General features: G+C 61.1%; 17 protein-coding genes. 5 read left to right on the forward strand and 12 right to left on the reverse strand.

Annotated elements, in window-relative coordinates:
• Positions 1-155 precede the first annotated feature (155 nt).
• The 8 genes from J2Y90_RS11880 to J2Y90_RS11915 all read right to left on the reverse strand — a co-directional run bounded on the left by J2Y90_RS11880 (position 156) and on the right by J2Y90_RS11915 (position 10,208).
• On the reverse strand, positions 156-920 hold the full coding sequence (locus tag J2Y90_RS11880) for an ABC transporter ATP-binding protein (RefSeq protein WP_042608235.1): 765 nt from the start codon (positions 918-920) through the stop codon (positions 156-158).
• A gap of 12 nt (positions 921-932) precedes the next feature.
• Positions 933-2,051, reverse strand: a complete 1,119-nt coding sequence (locus tag J2Y90_RS11885; RefSeq protein WP_253499772.1) for a succinylglutamate desuccinylase/aspartoacylase family protein — start codon at positions 2,049-2,051, stop codon at positions 933-935.
• A 28-nt stretch (positions 2,052-2,079) separates the two neighbouring features.
• Positions 2,080-2,790, reverse strand: a complete 711-nt coding sequence (locus J2Y90_RS11890) for an ABC transporter permease (protein WP_042608233.1) — start codon at positions 2,788-2,790, stop codon at positions 2,080-2,082.
• A complete protein-coding gene (locus J2Y90_RS11895; RefSeq protein ID WP_016771383.1) occupies positions 2,787-3,515 on the reverse strand; it encodes an ABC transporter permease in 729 nt (242 codons plus the stop codon). Before J2Y90_RS11895 ends, J2Y90_RS11890 begins: the two co-directional genes overlap by 4 nt.
• 56 nt (positions 3,516-3,571) lie before the next feature.
• Positions 3,572-4,354 (reverse strand): transporter substrate-binding domain-containing protein, encoded by a 783-nt coding sequence (locus J2Y90_RS11900; RefSeq protein WP_042608231.1) that lies wholly within the window; start codon positions 4,352-4,354, stop codon positions 3,572-3,574.
• A gap of 355 nt (positions 4,355-4,709) precedes the next feature.
• Entirely contained in the window at positions 4,710-6,398 is a 1,689-nt protein-coding gene (locus J2Y90_RS11905) for an ATP-dependent DNA ligase (protein WP_253499775.1), read from the reverse strand.
• Positions 6,395-7,426 carry a ligase-associated DNA damage response exonuclease gene (locus J2Y90_RS11910; RefSeq protein ID WP_253499778.1) on the reverse strand — a complete coding sequence of 344 codons (1,032 nt, stop codon included), beginning with the start codon at positions 7,424-7,426 and terminating at the stop codon, positions 6,395-6,397. Before J2Y90_RS11910 ends, J2Y90_RS11905 begins: the two co-directional genes overlap by 4 nt.
• A 331-nt stretch (positions 7,427-7,757) precedes the next feature.
• Positions 7,758-10,208: a penicillin acylase family protein gene (locus tag J2Y90_RS11915; RefSeq protein WP_253499781.1), complete on the reverse strand. Its 2,451-nt coding sequence runs from the start codon at positions 10,206-10,208 to the stop codon at positions 7,758-7,760.
• A 201-nt stretch (positions 10,209-10,409) separates the two neighbouring features.
• Between J2Y90_RS11915 and J2Y90_RS11920 the strand changes: the two genes are divergently transcribed.
• Positions 10,410-10,967, forward strand: coding sequence for a cysteine hydrolase family protein (locus tag J2Y90_RS11920; protein WP_253499784.1), 558 nt, complete (start codon positions 10,410-10,412; stop codon positions 10,965-10,967).
• A gap of 74 nt (positions 10,968-11,041) precedes the next feature.
• Here the strand turns inward: J2Y90_RS11920 and J2Y90_RS11925 are convergent, their stop codons facing one another.
• From J2Y90_RS11925 to J2Y90_RS11940, 4 genes are all read right to left on the reverse strand, one after another.
• On the reverse strand, positions 11,042-11,245 hold the full coding sequence (locus J2Y90_RS11925) for an SEC-C metal-binding domain-containing protein (RefSeq protein WP_003198420.1): 204 nt from the start codon (positions 11,243-11,245) through the stop codon (positions 11,042-11,044).
• A gap of 5 nt (positions 11,246-11,250) precedes the next feature.
• Entirely contained in the window at positions 11,251-11,736 is a 486-nt protein-coding gene (locus J2Y90_RS11930) for an LEA type 2 family protein (RefSeq protein ID WP_253499787.1), read from the reverse strand.
• Positions 11,737-11,857: 121 nt separating this feature from the next.
• Positions 11,858-12,334, reverse strand: coding sequence for a YchJ family protein (locus J2Y90_RS11935; protein ID WP_253499790.1), 477 nt, complete (start codon positions 12,332-12,334; stop codon positions 11,858-11,860).
• 4 nt (positions 12,335-12,338) lie between these two features.
• On the reverse strand, positions 12,339-12,836 hold the full coding sequence (locus J2Y90_RS11940) for a DUF6231 family protein (RefSeq protein ID WP_253499795.1): 498 nt from the start codon (positions 12,834-12,836) through the stop codon (positions 12,339-12,341).
• Positions 12,837-13,035: 199 nt separating this feature from the next.
• On the opposite strand from J2Y90_RS11940, the gene J2Y90_RS11945 reads away from it, so the two are divergent.
• From J2Y90_RS11945 to J2Y90_RS11960, 4 genes are all read left to right on the forward strand, one after another.
• Positions 13,036-13,731, forward strand: coding sequence for an OmpA family protein (locus tag J2Y90_RS11945; RefSeq protein ID WP_024011908.1), 696 nt, complete (start codon positions 13,036-13,038; stop codon positions 13,729-13,731).
• 90 nt (positions 13,732-13,821) lie between these two features.
• Positions 13,822-14,544 carry an OmpA family protein gene (locus J2Y90_RS11950; protein WP_042608224.1) on the forward strand — a complete coding sequence of 241 codons (723 nt, stop codon included), beginning with the start codon at positions 13,822-13,824 and terminating at the stop codon, positions 14,542-14,544.
• Between the two features lie 160 nt (positions 14,545-14,704).
• The gene (locus J2Y90_RS11955) at positions 14,705-14,986 is read left to right on the forward strand and encodes a DUF1145 domain-containing protein (RefSeq protein ID WP_253499797.1); all 282 of its coding nucleotides are present in this window, start codon (positions 14,705-14,707) and stop codon (positions 14,984-14,986) included.
• Positions 14,979-15,737, forward strand: a complete 759-nt coding sequence (locus J2Y90_RS11960; RefSeq protein WP_253499799.1) for a collagen-like triple helix repeat-containing protein — start codon at positions 14,979-14,981, stop codon at positions 15,735-15,737. The genes J2Y90_RS11955 and J2Y90_RS11960 overlap by 8 nt, the downstream gene beginning before the upstream one ends.
• The last annotated feature ends 40 nt before the right edge of the window (positions 15,738-15,777 follow it).

A 15,777-nucleotide genomic window follows, 5' to 3' on the forward strand; every position in this document is an offset into this window, starting at 1 on the left:
TGTTTCAGAGACCACAGCAACAGACCAAAGGTTTAAAACAACGCGATTCCCTTGTAGGAGCTGACGAGTGAAACGAGGCTGCGATCTTTTGATCTTGGAAGCAGAGTCAAAAGATCGCAGCCTTCGGCAGCTCCTACAGGGAGATGTGTATGGCGTTATTTAAGGTTGCCGCTGAGGAACTGCTTCAGGCGTTCACTCTTGGGATTGCCCAGCACTTCCTCGGGCGCGCCTTCTTCTTCCACCAGACCCTGATGCAGAAACAGCACCTGATTCGACACCTTGCGCGCAAAACTCATCTCATGCGTCACCATGATCATCGTCCGGCCTTCTTCGGCCAGGCCCTGAATCACCTTCAACACTTCACCGACCAGTTCCGGATCGAGCGCCGAGGTCGGTTCGTCGAACAGCATGACTTCCGGCTCCATCGCCAGTGCCCGGGCGATCGCCACGCGCTGTTGCTGGCCGCCGGAGAGAAACGCCGGATATTGATCGGCCACCCGCGCCGGCAAGCCGACCTTGTCCAGATAACGCCGGGCGCGATCCTCGGCCTCCTGCTTGCTGCAACCCAGCACCCGGCGCGGGGCCATGGTGATGTTTTCCAGCACGGTCATGTGGCTCCACAGATTGAAATGCTGGAACACCATCGCCAGCCGTGTGCGCAGGCGTTGCAGTTCGTTGGCGTCGGCGACGTGCATGCCGTGGCGGTCGGTGACCATGCGGATCGCCTGGCCATCGAGGCTCATGGCGCCGTCATTCGGTTGTTCGAGAAAATTGATGCAGCGCAAAAAGGTGCTTTTGCCCGAGCCGCTGGCGCCGATCAGGCTGATCACGTCTCCGGTTCTGGCCTTGAGCGAAACGCCTTTGAGCACCTGATGATCGCCATAGCTTTTGTGCAGGCCTTCAACGGTCAGTTTGTACATGGACGAGCATCCTCAAGGCGAAAGTAGGTAGCCGCTGCGATAGGCTTCGGCGCCCGCGACGTGGGCGATGACCATGCCGGCAGTGGCCATGCGCCGCAGCGAGCGCGCATACAGCAGGCCGGCGGCGGTGCAATGAATGGGGGTGACCTTGTCGTGGATCGGGTCGATGACTTCGGCGATCTGTTGCCCGGCTTCAAGGTATTGACCGGGCGTCGCGCAGTACACCAGCAGGCCGCCGACGGGCGTGGTCACCGGTTCGACACCGGCCAGCGGCGTGGCCGGGTACGGCAGCGGCGGTTGCGGTTTGGTCTCGCCGACGATGGCGTCAAACTGGATCAGGTAATCGATCAATGCCTGACAGTCGCGGCTGGCCAGCGGGTGATTGACGTCACCCTGGCCGCGCAATTCGACGGTCACCGAGAAACTGCCCAGGGGAATCTCGAAGTGCTCGCCGAAGCGCTCGCGCAATTGCCACCAGAGCAGGGTGAAGCATTCGTCGAACGACTGGCCGCCGGAATCGGTAGCGAGCAGGCTGGCCTGCGCTTCGATGTAGCGCGCCAAAGGTTCAACCTGCGGCCATGCCTCGGGCGTGGTGTACAGGTGCACCACCGATTCGAAGTCGCAGTGTAAATCCAGCACCATGTCGGCATCGCAGGCCAGGCGTTGCAGGGTCAGGCGCTGGGACTGCAGCTGCGTGGTTGGCGTCTGGCGGGCGAGGGCGTTGCGCAGGCTGGTGCGAATCAGTTCGAGGTTGTGCTGCGCATCGTCATTCAGTTGGCCTTCGATAGCGTTGCCGATTTCTTCGCTGAGGTCGACAAACCAGCGGTTGAAATTCTGCCCGCTCTCCAGCTCGTAACGGCCCAGCGGCACGTCCATCAGCACTTGTTCGAGGCCGACCGGGTTGGCCACTGGCACCAGGACGATTTCGCTACGCAGGCGGCCAGTGGCTTCCAGCTCGGCCAGACGCTGTTTGAGGTGCCAGGCGACCAGCATGCCCGGCAGTTCATCGGCGTGCAGCGAAGCTTGAATGTAAACCTTGCCCTTGGCCTGCTGTGGGCCGAAGTGGAAGCTGTGAATCTGCCGTGCGGTCCCCGGCAGCGGGGCCAGCAAGTCATGGATCTGGTGGCGCATTTTTCTCTCTTTATCTCTGAACCCGGTGCTAGTGAGTTGGCCCGAGGAAGGCCAGCCAGCGGCGTTCGGCGAGGCGGAACAGGCCGACCAGCGCAAAGGTAATGGTCAGGTAGATCAGCGCGGCGATGCCAAACGACTGAAACGTCAGGAAGGTTGCCGAGTTGGCGTCCCGCGCAACTTTAAGAATATCCGGAATGGTCGCGGTGAACGCCACCGTGGTCGAGTGCAGCATCAGGATCACTTCGTTGCTGTAGTAAGGCAACGAACGGCGCAGGGCTGACGGCATGATCACGTAGGCGTACAACTTCCAGCCGGTCAGACCGTAGGCCTTGGCCGCTTCGACTTCGCCGTGGTTCATGCTGCGAATCGCCCCGGCAAAAATCTCCGTGGTGTAGGCGCAGGTGTTGAGAGCGAAAGCGAGGATCGTGCAGTTCATCGCATCGCGAAAGAAGCTGTCGAGGATCGGCTGTTCGCGCACGGCGGCGAGGCTGTAGATGCCGGTGTAGCAGATCAGCAACTGGATATACAGCGGCGTGCCACGGAACAGGTAGGTGTAGAACTGCACTGGCCAGCGAATATAGAAGTGCGGCGAAACCCGGGCGATCGACAGCGGAATCGAGACGATGAAGCCGATGCCGATCGAGGCGGTCAGCAGCCACATCGTCATCGCCAGCCCGGTGATGTTCTGGCCGTCGGTATAAAGGAAGGCTTTCCAGTATTCCTGCAGGAGTTCGATCATCGTACGGCCTCCCGGGCACCAGCGGCGTAACGGCGTTCGAGCCAGCGCAGGATGAAGTTCGAAGCACTGGTGATCAGCAGATAGATCAGGGCGGCGAGAACCAGGAAGTAGAACAGTTGATAGGTGCTTTTACCGGCGTCCTGGGCGGCCTTGACCAGATCGGCCAGGCCAATGATCGACACCAGCGCGGTGGCCTTGAGCATGACCATCCAGTTGTTGCCGATGCCGGGCAGGGCGAAGCGCATCATTTGCGGAAACACCACGAAGCGAAACCGCTGGCCGCGTTTGAGGCCATAGGCGGTGGCGGCTTCGACCTGACCTCGCGGCACCGCGAGGATCGCGCCCCGGAAGGTCTCGGTGAAATACGCGCCATAAATGAAGCCCAGCGTCAGCACGCCGGCGCTGAACGGGTCGATCTCGATGTATTCCCATTCCATGTAGTCGGTCAGCGAGGTCAACCAGGTTTGCAGGCTGTAGAAGATCAACAGCATCAGCACCAGGTCCGGCACGCCGCGAATCAGGGTGGTGTAGAGCTGCGCGGGCAGGCGCACCAGTTTGACTTTCGACAGTTTGGCACTGGCGCCGAGCAGGCCGAGCAACACGGCCACCAGCAGCGACATCGCCGATAATTTGATGGTCATCCAGGTGCCTTGCAGCAGCAACGGGCCGAAGCCCTGCAGACTGAACGAGGCCAGCCCCAGATTTTGCAGGAGGGTTTCAAACATAAATCAGCAACCTGAGCGGATGGAAAAGGCGCCCATCGAGGATGGGCGCCGGGGCATTATTTGCCGCTGTACAGATTCAGGTCGCCAAAGTGTTTCTTTTGAATCTCGGCGTATTTGCCGTCGTCGTGTAACGCTTTGATACCTTTATCCAAAAGCGCCTTCAGCTCAGTGTTACCTTTCTTGATACCGACAGCCGTTTTGGCGGGCAGCAATTCGCTGTCGACCGGCTGGCTGATTTCGTAATCGGCGCCTTTCGGCGACTTCAGAAAGCCCAGTTCGGCTTGCAGCATGTCCTGGATACCAGCATCGAGACGGCCGGAAGTCAGGTCGGAATACACCTGATCCTGGTTCTGATAGGCCTGGGTTTTCACGCCGGCCTTGTCCAGCACGGCTTTGGCGTAGGCTTCCTGAATGGTGCCTTGCTCATAGCCAACGGTTTTGCCCTTGAGCGAAGCGACGTCGGCGGTGATGCCGGAGCCCTTTTTGAATACGTAAGCGGTCGGGCCGGAAAACAGCTCGCTGGAGAAGTCGATGACCTTCTCGCGGGCCGGGGTCACGGTCATCGACGAGATCACACCGTCGAACTTGTTGGCCTTGAGGCCCGGAATCATGCCGTCGAAATCGCTTTCGACCCACTTGCACTTGACCTTCAGTTCGGCGCAGATCGCGTTGCCCAGGTCGATATCGAACCCGACCAGGCTGCCGTCGGCCGCTTTCGACTCGAACGGTGCGTACGAAGGGTCAACGCCAAAGCGCAGCTCTTTGTATTCCTTGGCCAGCGCCGAGCCGGCGGCCATGCACAACGCCAGTGCAGAAAGGGTCAGCAATGCTTTTTTCATTATTCAATCCCTAAGAACCAATATGAGCGCTTGTGGCGCAGAATTATTGTTACTGCAACGCTTACGACCTATAGAAAGTAGCAATTTCCGAACCAGAGTGCCGAACAGGCGTTTTAAAAGGTTGTAGCACAGGGGCAGGAAAGTATTTGGTGCGGCGGAAAGGTTGACTGAAAATTTCTGCACTGTTTTGGCGCCCGGTTGGCCGCGCGCTACGGATCGTTCCCACGCTCTGCGTGGGAATGCCTCATCGGACGCTCTGCGTTCGGCTTTGCATGGGACGCGGAGCGTCCCTGGCTGCATTCCCACGCAGAGCGGGGTAACGATCCATTGCGTCCAGCGTTGTCTGGGATATGGATTACGCCAACAGATCCTGAAGGGTAGCCAGGCTGTCCGCTTCTTCGACGGTCTTGTCCTTGCGCCAGCGCAGCATTCGCGGGAAGCGCACGGCGATGCCGCTCTTGTGGCGGCGCGACAGGGCGATGCCTTCGAAGCCCAGTTCGAATACCAGACTTGGTTTCACGCTGCTCACCGGGCCGAATTTCTCCACCGTGGTCTTGCGCACGATGCTGTCGACCTGGCGCATCTCTTCATCGGTCAGCCCCGAATACGCCTTGGCGAACGGCACCAGCGAGCGCTGGCTGGATTCGGGCGGGCCGTCCCACACGGCGAAGGTGTAATCGCTGTACAGACTGGCGCGGCGGCCATGTCCGCGCTGAGCGTAAATCAGCACGGCGTCGACGCTGAAAGGATCGACCTTCCACTTCCACCACACGCCCATGTCCTTGGTCCGGCCGACGCCATACAACGAGTCCCGCGCCTTGAGCATCATGCCTTCGACGCCGAGTTTGCGTGACGCCTCGCGCTGGCGGCCGAGGTCGAGCCAGTCTTCGCCGGTGAGTACAGGGGAGGGCAGCAGCACCGGGCTGTTGCAGCGCGCGATGACTTCCTCGAGTTGCGCCCGCCGCTTGACCTGCGGCTGGTTGCGCCAGTCTTCGCCCTGCCATTCCAGCAGGTCGTAGGCCAGCACCACCACCGGCACTTCTTCAAGAATCTTCTTGTCCAGCGTCTTGCGACCGATGCGCTGTTGCAGCAGGGCGAACGGTTGCACCGCTGGCGGCTCATCGGATTGCGGATCGAAGGCATCCTCGGTAGTCGGATGCGTGCTCTTCCATACGACGATTTCGCCGTCGATCACCGTGCCATCGGGCAAGCCGTGCACCAGCACATCGAATTCAGGGAAGCGCTCGGTCACCAGTTCTTCGCCGCGCGACCACACCCACAGCTTGCCGTCACGCTTGACCACTTGCGCGCGAATGCCGTCCCACTTCCATTCCACCTGCCAGTCAGTGGCCGGGCCGAGCAGCGCTTCGAATTCCTCGACCGGTTGCGACAGGGCGTGGGCGAGAAAAAACGGATAGGGCTGGCCGCCGCGCTGGGCATGTTCGTCGGCGGATTCCGGGGCAATCAGTTTCAGATAGCTGGCGGCGCTCGGCCGGTTCGACAGATCGGTGTACCCGACCAGACGCTGAGCCACACGTTTGCTGTCCAGTCCCGCCATTGAGGCGAGGGCGCGGGTGACCAGCAACTTCGACACGCCGACGCGGAAACTGCCGGTGATCAGTTTGATGCACAGCATCAGGCTTGGCCGATCCAGTTGCGCCCACAACATCGGCAGTTGGCGCGCCAGAAACTCCGGCGTTTCGCCACGCAATGGCAGCAGCTTGTCTTCGATCCATTCAGCGAGACCGGCCTCGGAGCTGTGGGAGTTTTCCGGCAGCACCAGAGAAATGGTCTCGGCCAGATCGCCGACGGCTTGATAACTTTCTTCGAACAACCACGGCTCCAGCCCCGAAACTTCCACCGCGAGTTCACGGAGGATGCGCACCGGCACCAGCTGTCGCGGCCGACCCCCGGAGAGGAAATACACTGCCCATGCGGCATCTTCCGGCGCGGCCTGCGCGAAGTAGGCCTGCATTGCCGCCAGCTTGGCGTTGCTCGACGTGGTCGCATCGAGTTCGGCATATAACTCGGCGAAGGCTTTCATGGGGAAGTCTCGACAACGGTGGGTTCGACGGCGATGTCTTCTTCGTCATCGCCGTATTCGGTTGTGAAGCCTTGGGCATCGAGGCCTTGCTCGCGCAAATGGCGCACGAGCACGCCGATCGAGCCGTGGGTGACCATCACCCGTTCGGCGCCGGTCTGGTTGATCGCCCACAGCAGGCCGGGCCAGTCGGCGTGATCGGAGAGGACGAAACCGCGATCGACGCCGCGCCGCCGCCGGGTGCCGCGCAGGCGCATCCAGCCGCTGGCAAAGGCATCGCTGAAATCGCCGAAACGGCGCATCCAGGTACTGCCGCCCGCCGATGGCGGCGCAATGACCAGCGCCTGGCGCATGATTGGATCGCTTTTTTTCACGTCGCCCGCGTAAATCGTCGGCGGCAGGTACACGCCGGCATCGCGGTAGACGCGGTTCAACGGCTCGACCGCGCCGTGGCTGAGGATCGGCCCGAGGGTTTCGTCGATGCCGTGGAGAATGCGCTGGGCCTTGCCGAAGGAATAGCAGAACAGCACGCTGGCCTTGCCGGCGGCGATATTGGCCGCCCACCACTGATTGATCTCATCAAAGATCTGAGCTTGCGGCTGCCAGCGATAGATCGGCAGGCCGAAGGTCGATTCGGTGATGAAAGTGTGGCAGCGTACCGGTTCGAACGGCGTGCAGGTGCCATCCGGCTCGACCTTGTAATCGCCTGACGCAACCCAGACTTCGCCGCCGTATTCCAGGCGCACCTGCGCCGAACCGAGGACATGCCCGGCCGGGTGAAAGCTCAGAGTGACGCCGTGATGGGTCAGACGCTGGCCGTAGTCGAGGGTTTGCAACTGGATATCCTGACCGAGACGCGCGCGCAGAATACCGGCGCTGGCGCTGCTCGACAGGTAATGCTGATTACCGGTGCGCGCGTGATCGCCATGAGCATGGGTGATCACCGAACGCTCGACCGGCCGCCACGGATCGATATAGAAATCCCCGGCGGGGCAGTAGAGACCTTCAGGTCGGGCGATAACAAGATCCATGTCATGACCGCAATGGGGGGCTTGTTAGCTATGAGGCGGGTGTGAGGCTGGAAGTTCGATCGGCTTTGAAGCGCTACCCTCACCCCAGCCCTCTCCCGGAGGGAGAGGGGGCCGACCGAGGTGTATAGCGAGTGATATCGACCTGAAAAACCGAGTCGATTATGGCTTCGGCACGGCAAGAGCCGAGCAAATCCGGATGTGGAAAAACACGAACCGAGCCAGTTCCGGATTCGGCGCTGCACGTTCAGGTCGGCGTAAGTCTGCAGCATCCCCCAATCAGTCCCCTCTCCCTCCGGGAGAGGGCCAGGGTGAGGGGCTGTTGATCTTCGCTCTATTTTCCAGGAGTCAGGGTCAACCGCGTCTTGCCATACACCCGATCAAAATTCTGCGGCTGCATCGGCAAGCCGATGTACTGACCCTTGAGCCAGGCATCGATCCCGTTCAGGTAATTCGGACTCAGCGGATTGCCCGACTGACCCGTTCCGTTCTGCGCCATCAGTGGTTCGCTCTGGCCGAAGTCGACGATAAAACGCATCGACGGCGCACGCGTGGTGACGAAGTCCTGGCCCCAGGCAAACGCCGAGCTGTTCAGCGTGGTGTGATCGCCACCGGCTGCCAGTGGTCCGCGCACAGTCTGACCGTTGCTGTTTGTCCATGCATAGCTGTGCAATTTGCCCCACTGCCAAGCGCGATGATCGCCGCCCAATTGACTGTCGCCGGCAGTTATCGCCGCAGCGAGGCTGCGGGCAAGAATCACGGATTTGTCTTCTTTCTGCGGCGTACGGACATCGTCCCAGAACGGACTGTCCTCACGACCCAGCAGATGATCCGCCTGCGCCGCGTACGACAGATCGCTGCTGGCAACAAAGGCTTTCCACGCCGGGCTCGACTCGGGCCCCAGTTCGTCGAGGAAAATCTGCTTCATGCTTTCCTGCAGAAACAACTCATAAATCGCTGCATCCGCAGAGGTCGGGCTGAGCTTGCCGTCGAACGCCATCAAGCGCGTGAAGGCTTCGCGAGCCTTGCTGCGTTCGGCGTCCGGCAGGGCGTCGATCGCCTGTTTCAGCGGTTGCTTCATCCCCGGTGCTTCGAAGACTTTTTTCAGCTTGGCGGCGAACGTGGTGGTCTGGTCGTACTGCATGGCGATCACGCTGCGGCTGTCGTGCTTGCCGCCTCCCGCCATTTCCGCCAGGCGTTCGCCGCGCTCCGGTGCCGCCCAGGATTTCGACAACTGCATGCCGTAGCCGTCGGGGATCACACGCTGGTTGGCGGTGCCGAGCCAGCCCTGTGCCGGGTCCTGATCGTAGGGGTGCAGCATCGGGTCGGCGTAACCGTCCCAGTCGTAGCGACTGTCCCAACCCGGCGAGGGCAGCAGGCCTTCACCTTCGCGACGGTTGGGGAAACGCCCGGTGACTTGCCAGCCGATATTGCTCGCATCGGCAAACACCAGATTCAGGGTTATGGCACGGATTTCGCGGCTGGCGTCCGAAGCGCGCTCGACATTCTGAGCGCGGGTCAGATCGAAGAAGGCATCCAGCGTTTTGTCGTCGGTGAAGCTTGGCGTCTGCAAGGCGAGGCCGAAACCGCTGCCCTGCGCCGCTGCCTGGGCACTGTTGAGCAGCGCGCCGTGGCGGGTTTCGTAAACGGCTTCGCGAATTGGCCGCTGGCCTTTGACGAAGTAGGTTTCGTTGCGCACGCCCAGCGGCTGCCATTTGCCGTTGACCTCATAGGTCAGGCTGCTGCCCTGACGGCGGATTTTCTCCAGAAACAGGTCCTGATTGTCGCCGAGCACGCTGGTCATGCTCCACGCCACTTTGCCATTGAAGCCACCGAGCACCATCGGCAGACCGGCAATTGTGACGCCGGCGGCCTGATATTTCGGCGCGCGGATCTGCACGAAACTCCACAGCGACGGCGCGGCCAGTGGCCCGTGCGCATCGCTGGCCAGCAGGCTCTTGCCGCTGCGGCTGCGCTGCGGGGCAATCGCCCAGTTGTTCGCAGTCGGCGTGCCGAGCAGGTTCAGCGCCGACAGTTGCTGGCTGGCGCTGCTCAGCTCTGTCAGGCCGGGAATCTGTCCGTTGAGCTTGAGTCCTTGCAGCTTGTCGGCCTCAGCCACGGGCAGATTTTCGTCTGGCGCCGATGGGCTCAGCCAGGCGAGTTTGTCAGTGGTCACGGTTTGCGCGAGCACCAGCGACTGGATTTCCTCCGGCAGGTTGGCCGACTGACTGAAGTTGAGCAGGGCAAAAATCAACGCCGAATCTTCCGGTTTCCAGTATTCCGGCTTGTATCCGCTGGCGGCGAGGTCGCCCGGCAACTTGTCGGCGTAGCGGAACAGGTAGGCATTGACGCCCCGTGCGTACACCTCGAAGAAGCGTTTGAGCCGGGGCGACGAGGCCTTGTACAGCTCGCCGGCGCTCTTCTTCAGATTGACCGCGCGCATGTAGCGGTCGGCATCGAGCATCGACGCGCCGGACATTTCCGCCAGCCGGCCCTGAGCCAACAGGCGCAGGATGACCATCTGGTTGATGCGATCGCTGGCGTGGACGTAGCCCAAACTGAACAGCGCGTCATGAAAGCTGTTGCTCTCGATCAACGGCATGCCCATCGCATTGCGCCGCACCGACACGTTCTGCGCCAGCCCCTTGAGCGGTTGCACGCCCGAGGTCGGCGGCAGGCTGTCCTGGGCGTTCCAGGTCTGGCAACCGGACAAGCCGAGGACACCGGCCACTGCTGCGGCAACGCCGAACCGGGGAAGAAAATGTGTAAGGGCTGGCGAGGCCATGGCGAAGCTCCTGCGGGGGTATAAGGCTGGGGGCGCAATAAAGCCGCTACGTTAGTGACGGCGCGAGGGCCGCGCAAGCGGGGCGAGTGGTTATTTGTGCAGTTGTCGGCTGATCGGTCAGAGCTGTGACAGTTGCTTGTGGGAAAGAGCTGATGTTGAACTGCGGAATGAGTCCCGAGACCTGTCAGGAGAAAGATCGCTATGGAGCTTCAAAGCAACGCTGCGCTGATCATCATCGACCAGCAGAAAGGCATTCTGCATCCGCGTCTGGGGCGGCGGAATAATCCTCAGGCCGAAGAGCGAATGCTTGAGTTATTGGCGCTGTGGCGCCTGCACGGGCGCCCGGTAATCCACGTGCAGCATTTATCGCGCTCACCAGATTCGGTGTTCTGGCCGGAGCAGGACGGGGTGGAGTTTCAAGAGCGATTTGTTCCTCGGGACGGGGAATGGCTGGTGCAGAAACAGGTGCCGGATGCGTTTTGTGTCAGTGGGCTTGAGGCGCAGTTGCGTGAGGCTGGGATCGGGCAACTGATCATCGTTGGTGTGGCGACCAATAACTCTGTTGAGTCGACGGCGCGCACTGCGGGCAACCTGGGGTTCGACGCATGGGTGGCAGAGGATGCGTGTTTTACCTTCGACAAGGCCGATTATTTCGGCACACCGCGTACCGCTGAAGAGGTGCACGGGATGTCGCTGGGGAATCTTGATGGGGAGTATGCGACGGTGGTCGGCTCTTCGCAGATTCTGGCGGCGGGCTGAAGTTTTGTAGTGGAGGCGCCGCCGCCTTCGCGAGCAGGCGATGTGTCAGGCGAAGAAGATCTTCGCCAGTGACATCAAGCGCCGTGGCACTTCTTGAATTTCTTGCCGTTGCCGCAGGGGCAAGGGTCGTTGCGGCCGACGTCTTTCAGGGCGTTGCGCACCGGTTCCTGGTGGGCGTGGCCGCAGTTCGGGCCGTGGACATGGCCATGGTCGTGATCGTGATGGTGGTCATGATCGTGGTTGCAGTCAGGGCCATGGACATGAGGTTGCTGGGTCATCGAGGTCACTCCGGAGTTAGATCGGCGGGGATTATCACGCCATTGCGCTCCAGGTGCACGTAGTGCGCGATGAATAAACCGGTTTCCATTTCGCCCTGCAATCGATAGGGAATCTGCTGATTCGGATTTTTCAGCAGTTTCACCACATGCTTGACCTTCGGCCACAGGTTGGTGCGGATCGGTACTTTGAAGTAAGCGCTGCGCTTGGGCCCCACGGTAAACCAGTGCTCATGCTCGCCCTCGGTGAGCAGCATGTCGGCCAGGTGAATCCGGTATTCCAGGCCGCGCACGGTCAGATCGCTGTCGTTGGGATTGTCGACGCGAAAGTGCAGGATGAATTTCTGTTCGAGCAGCTTGGCCCGCATCACCTCGACTTTCACCAGATGCACGGCAGGCTCGACGCTGTCATCGCTGAACCACGAGGCACAGCCGCCGAGGTTTACGATCAGCATCAACAGCAGGAAATGTAATGTGCGCCGACGACCGAGCATGGTTGTACTCCCTTTGTTGCCAGTCTAGACGCTAAAAGATCGCAGCCTTCGGCAGCTCCTGCAGAGCGACCGCAAATCCTGTGTAGGAGCTGCCGAAGGCTGCGATCTTTTGTTCTTCAGCTCAAGCGCCGAAATAACCCGCACAGCACTTCTTGAACTTTTGCCCGCTGCCGCAAGGGCATCCGTCATTGCGCCCCAGCTTCATCTGCACCGTGGGATCGATGAAATACCAGCGCCCGGCGTTTTGTACAAAGGATGAGCGCTCGCGATGGCTGTGCTCGCCCTGGCTGTCATGCCAGCGCGCGGTGAAGGTCACAAAAGCGTGCTCCGGCTGGCCGCCGAACACTTCCGAGCTTTCAACCTCAAGGCCGAGCCACGTGCTCTGCGCACTCCAGTCACTGATCGATTGTCGGTTCAAACCCTCTTGTTGCGCGGGCAGGGTAGTCGCCACCAGATAGTCGACCAAGCCCAGCACATAAGCGCTGTAGCGCGAGCGCATCAAGGCCTCGGCACACGGTGCCGGGTGGCCGTCATGATAAGGGCCGCAGCAGGCATCCAGCAGATTGCCGCTGCCGCATGGGCAAATGGCTGTACTCATTGCATTACCACCAGTATTTCCCGAAGTTTTCCGGATTGGCCCAGAAGCGTGAGTTGAGCCAGTCGGGGACTTGTTTGTAGTCAAGCAGATCGTAAGTGAACAGGGTCAGCACCTGCGCGTCGCGCTGGAAACGCTCGCTGGCCTGCAGTGCCAGCGAATAGAAATCGGTTTCCTGCCAGCCGCTGGCCGCAAGATCGGCCAGCACCGCGATGCGACTGGCGTTGAGATTGCGGATCCCGCCCAACAGATTCAGGCCATCGCGCTTGGGCAAATGTTCCAGGCAATCGACCACCAGCGCCAGATCGAAACGTTGCGCGGCGAGTTCGGCGGGCAATGCGCCGGGCGCGGCATGGGCGACCATGGTATCTGGATGCGCGTCCTTGAAAGCGCTCAGAGCGGGAAATTCGCTGGCACCGATCAGCAGCAGACGGGCCGGGGCGTAGCGATCCAGCAAAGCGGCCAGCGCCTGTTGTGGCGTGCGCGAAGAAATGGCGACGTTCATCGAAGCTCCTCAGTCAGACCGCCAAGACTAGCCTGCCAGACTGCGGCGGCAAAGCGCCCGGTTGCGTTGGTTTGCGCTGAATGTGGCAAACCCCTGTGAACACGGTCGCAAACAGCGGTGGCCTATTGCTGGCGGAGATTAAAACTCCGGTCTTTACTCCCTGAATCGGTTTTAAGCCGATCCCTCAGGAGAAAACTAGATGAGCATAGTTCGGACAGCATTACCCTTGGTTCTGCTAACCAGTGTGTTGACTGGTTGTGCAGGTTTGCAGAAAACCGACTGGCCGACCTGTGCGGCGGTCGGTGGTGTGGTCGGTGCCGGTCTCGGCGCGACGGAAAGCGCTTCGTGGGCCGGTTATGGTGCGCTGCTGGTCGGCGGTACGGCAGCGGCTTATTGCTGGGTGCACGGTGATGGCGATGAAGACGGCGATGGCGTGCCGGACAGTCGCGACAAGTGCCCGGGTACGCCTAAAGGCGTGCAGGTCGACGCTGACGGTTGCCCGCCACCAACGCCTGCGCCAGTGGTCGAAGAAGCGGTTGTGGTCAAGGAAGAAACCATCGTGATTCGTGATGTGCACTTCGAGTTCGACAAAGCCACGCTGACCGGCCCTGACAAGCAAGTGCTGGACAAGGTCGCCGATCGCCTGAAACAGGAATCCTCCACCGCACAATTGACCGTGACCGGTCACACCGACAGTGTCGGCAGCGATGCCTACAACAAGAAACTCTCGGATCGGCGTGCGCACTCGGTGGTGGAATACCTGATCCAGCAGGGCGTACCGCGTGCCAGCTTCGTTTCGGTGTCGGGCCTTGGTGAAAGCCAGCCTGTCGCTGACAACAAGTCGGCCGATGGTCGCGCGCAGAACCGTCGTACCGAAATCAAAATCGTCCGCTAGCCCCTCTCGCATCCGCGGCTTGTGCAGTCGCGGATGCGGGTCTTTACTCCTGAGTAACCGGTATGGGCCGGTACACAGGAGCGTTCACAAATGCGTGTTTTCTCAAGGTCCGTCTTGCCGGTGCTGCTGCTTGGCAGCTTGCTCACCGGTTGTGCCACTCACAGCGATGGCACCGCCCCCCTCAATCAACGTACGTGGCCGATCTGCAGCCTGCTTGGCGGCCTGGTCGGCGGCGGTCTTGGCGCCATTGAAAGCGCTGGCTGGGCCGGTGGTGGCGCGGCCTTGGGCATCGTCACCGGTGGCCTGATCTGTTACGCCCAGGATGGCGACGAAGACAGCGACGGCGTATTCGACCGCCGCGACCGCTGCCCGGACACCCCGGAAAACACCGAAGTCGATCACCGTGGCTGCCCGCGGCCGCAATATCCCGTCGCAGTAAAACCGGTCGAACCGGCGCCGCAAACCGAAGTGATCACTCTGAGCGATGCTGGCAACGTGTTATTCGATTTCGACAAATCCGATCTGACCCCGGCGGCAAAAGCCCAGCTCGACACCTTGATGGACAAGCTGCGCAATGCCGATGTGGTGAGCATCAAAGTCATCGGACATACCGACAGCAAAGGCTCCGACGCCTATAACCAGGCATTGTCGGAACGCCGCGCGAGCAGTGTCGCCGCGTACCTGCTGAGTCAGGGACTGGCGCCGAACAAGCTCACCAGCGAAGGACGAGGCGAGAGTGAACCGGTGGCCGATAACGCCAGCGATGAAGGCCGCGCGGAAAATCGCCGGGTCGAGCTGCACATCAATCGCTAGGAAAGGTCTGTAGTCCGCAGGCTAGAGCTGCCGGGCCGAAATCATCGGCTCGGCAGCCTTTTACCCGGTGTTTGTAGAAATTTCATTTTTCCCTCTGGCTTATCCCCCGCAGAAGCCGGTACTGTGCGTGCAAAGAATAATTCGCAACACGGGGGAGCGTATGAAGGTGTTCTGGGGGCTGGGGCGTTTGCTGACCCTGCTGTTCTGCTGCGTGGTGCTGGCCAATCAACTGGTGCCGTTCGTCCATCCGCTGCATCTGCTGGTCAATCTGGCCGGCGCTCTGTTGTTGCTGATTCACGTACTCGAAGTGCTGCTGTGCAATCGCAGTCTCAAGGGGCGTCCGCATCCTTGGCGTGATCGTGGGCGCATTCTGTTGTTCGGCGTTTTCCATCAGCAAACCATCCCGGCCCCGGCCGCTCCGGAGGCTTCTTCCCATGCGTAAACTCTGCCTGCTCGCTGCATTCATCAGTCCACTGGCCTGCGCCCAGGTGGTCAACGTGCAAAGCAATTCGCTGATGCGTTTGCCCAATACCACCAGCACTCTGCAACTGGAGAAGCTGGAAGTTGCCGATTACGGCACTTTGCTGATCCCCTCCAACGTGACCGAATTGAACATCGATGAACTGCGCCTTGGCCATGAAGCGCGTATTGCCATCGTTCCGGCTGAACAGGCGCTGGAGCTGAAGGTCAAGCGCGCTGAATTGAGCGACGGCAGCCAGATCACCGCACGCGGCGCCCCCGGCACTTATGAAAAAGCTGCCCGCGCCGGGCGCAATCTGAATCTGCAATTTCAGGCCCTGAGCGCGCCGCAACTGACCGTCGATGCTCGTGGCGGCACCGGAGCGCCGGGTTTCGTCGGGCTCGACGGCGGCAACGGTGAAGATCCGGGCTGCACCTATGGCTCGGCCGGCCACGGGGCCGATGGCAGTGACGGCAGCGATGGCCAGCCAGGCGCGCCGGGTGCGCTGGTGCGCCTGGCCGTGCCACGGGATTTTCCTGCCGAGCTGATCAAGGTCAACGTGGCTGGCGGTGCCGGCGGCCCGGCGGGTATCGGTGGTAAAGCAGGCAAGGGCGGCAAGTCCAAGGGCTGCCTGGTGTACCGCGCCGATGGTGGCAAGAACGGCAAGGCCGGCGCGGATGGCCAGCCAGGGCCGACAGGGGCGGCGGGTTCGGTTACTGTGCAGCGCCTCTAACGGCCAACCCGCTGATTGTTCCCGCGCTCTGCGTGGGAAT

It is taken from the genome of Pseudomonas koreensis, from assembly GCF_024169245.1.
GTDB classification, from domain to species: Bacteria; Pseudomonadota; Gammaproteobacteria; order Pseudomonadales; family Pseudomonadaceae; genus Aquipseudomonas; species Aquipseudomonas koreensis_F.

Coding starts and splice junctions, on each gene's coding strand:
- J2Y90_RS11945 (WP_024011908.1), top strand. CDS start 13,036: ATGAGCATAGTTCGGACAGCATTACCCTTGGTTCTGCTAACCAGTGTG.
- J2Y90_RS11880 (WP_042608235.1), bottom strand. CDS start 920: ATGTACAAACTGACCGTTGAAGGCCTGCACAAAAGCTATGGCGATCAT.
- J2Y90_RS11885 (WP_253499772.1), bottom strand. CDS start 2,051: ATGCGCCACCAGATCCATGACTTGCTGGCCCCGCTGCCGGGGACCGCA.
- J2Y90_RS11890 (WP_042608233.1), bottom strand. CDS start 2,790: ATGATCGAACTCCTGCAGGAATACTGGAAAGCCTTCCTTTATACCGAC.
- J2Y90_RS11950 (WP_042608224.1), top strand. CDS start 13,822: ATGCGTGTTTTCTCAAGGTCCGTCTTGCCGGTGCTGCTGCTTGGCAGC.
- J2Y90_RS11935 (WP_253499790.1), bottom strand. CDS start 12,334: ATGAGTACAGCCATTTGCCCATGCGGCAGCGGCAATCTGCTGGATGCC.
- J2Y90_RS11915 (WP_253499781.1), bottom strand. CDS start 10,208: ATGGCCTCGCCAGCCCTTACACATTTTCTTCCCCGGTTCGGCGTTGCC.
- J2Y90_RS11930 (WP_253499787.1), bottom strand. CDS start 11,736: ATGCTCGGTCGTCGGCGCACATTACATTTCCTGCTGTTGATGCTGATC.
- J2Y90_RS11910 (WP_253499778.1), bottom strand. CDS start 7,426: ATGGATCTTGTTATCGCCCGACCTGAAGGTCTCTACTGCCCCGCCGGG.
- J2Y90_RS11960 (WP_253499799.1), top strand. CDS start 14,979: ATGCGTAAACTCTGCCTGCTCGCTGCATTCATCAGTCCACTGGCCTGC.
- J2Y90_RS11920 (WP_253499784.1), top strand. CDS start 10,410: ATGGAGCTTCAAAGCAACGCTGCGCTGATCATCATCGACCAGCAGAAA.
- J2Y90_RS11940 (WP_253499795.1), bottom strand. CDS start 12,836: ATGAACGTCGCCATTTCTTCGCGCACGCCACAACAGGCGCTGGCCGCT.
- J2Y90_RS11900 (WP_042608231.1), bottom strand. CDS start 4,354: ATGAAAAAAGCATTGCTGACCCTTTCTGCACTGGCGTTGTGCATGGCC.
- J2Y90_RS11905 (WP_253499775.1), bottom strand. CDS start 6,398: ATGAAAGCCTTCGCCGAGTTATATGCCGAACTCGATGCGACCACGTCG.
- J2Y90_RS11925 (WP_003198420.1), bottom strand. CDS start 11,245: ATGACCCAGCAACCTCATGTCCATGGCCCTGACTGCAACCACGATCAT.
- J2Y90_RS11895 (WP_016771383.1), bottom strand. CDS start 3,515: ATGTTTGAAACCCTCCTGCAAAATCTGGGGCTGGCCTCGTTCAGTCTG.
- J2Y90_RS11955 (WP_253499797.1), top strand. CDS start 14,705: ATGAAGGTGTTCTGGGGGCTGGGGCGTTTGCTGACCCTGCTGTTCTGC.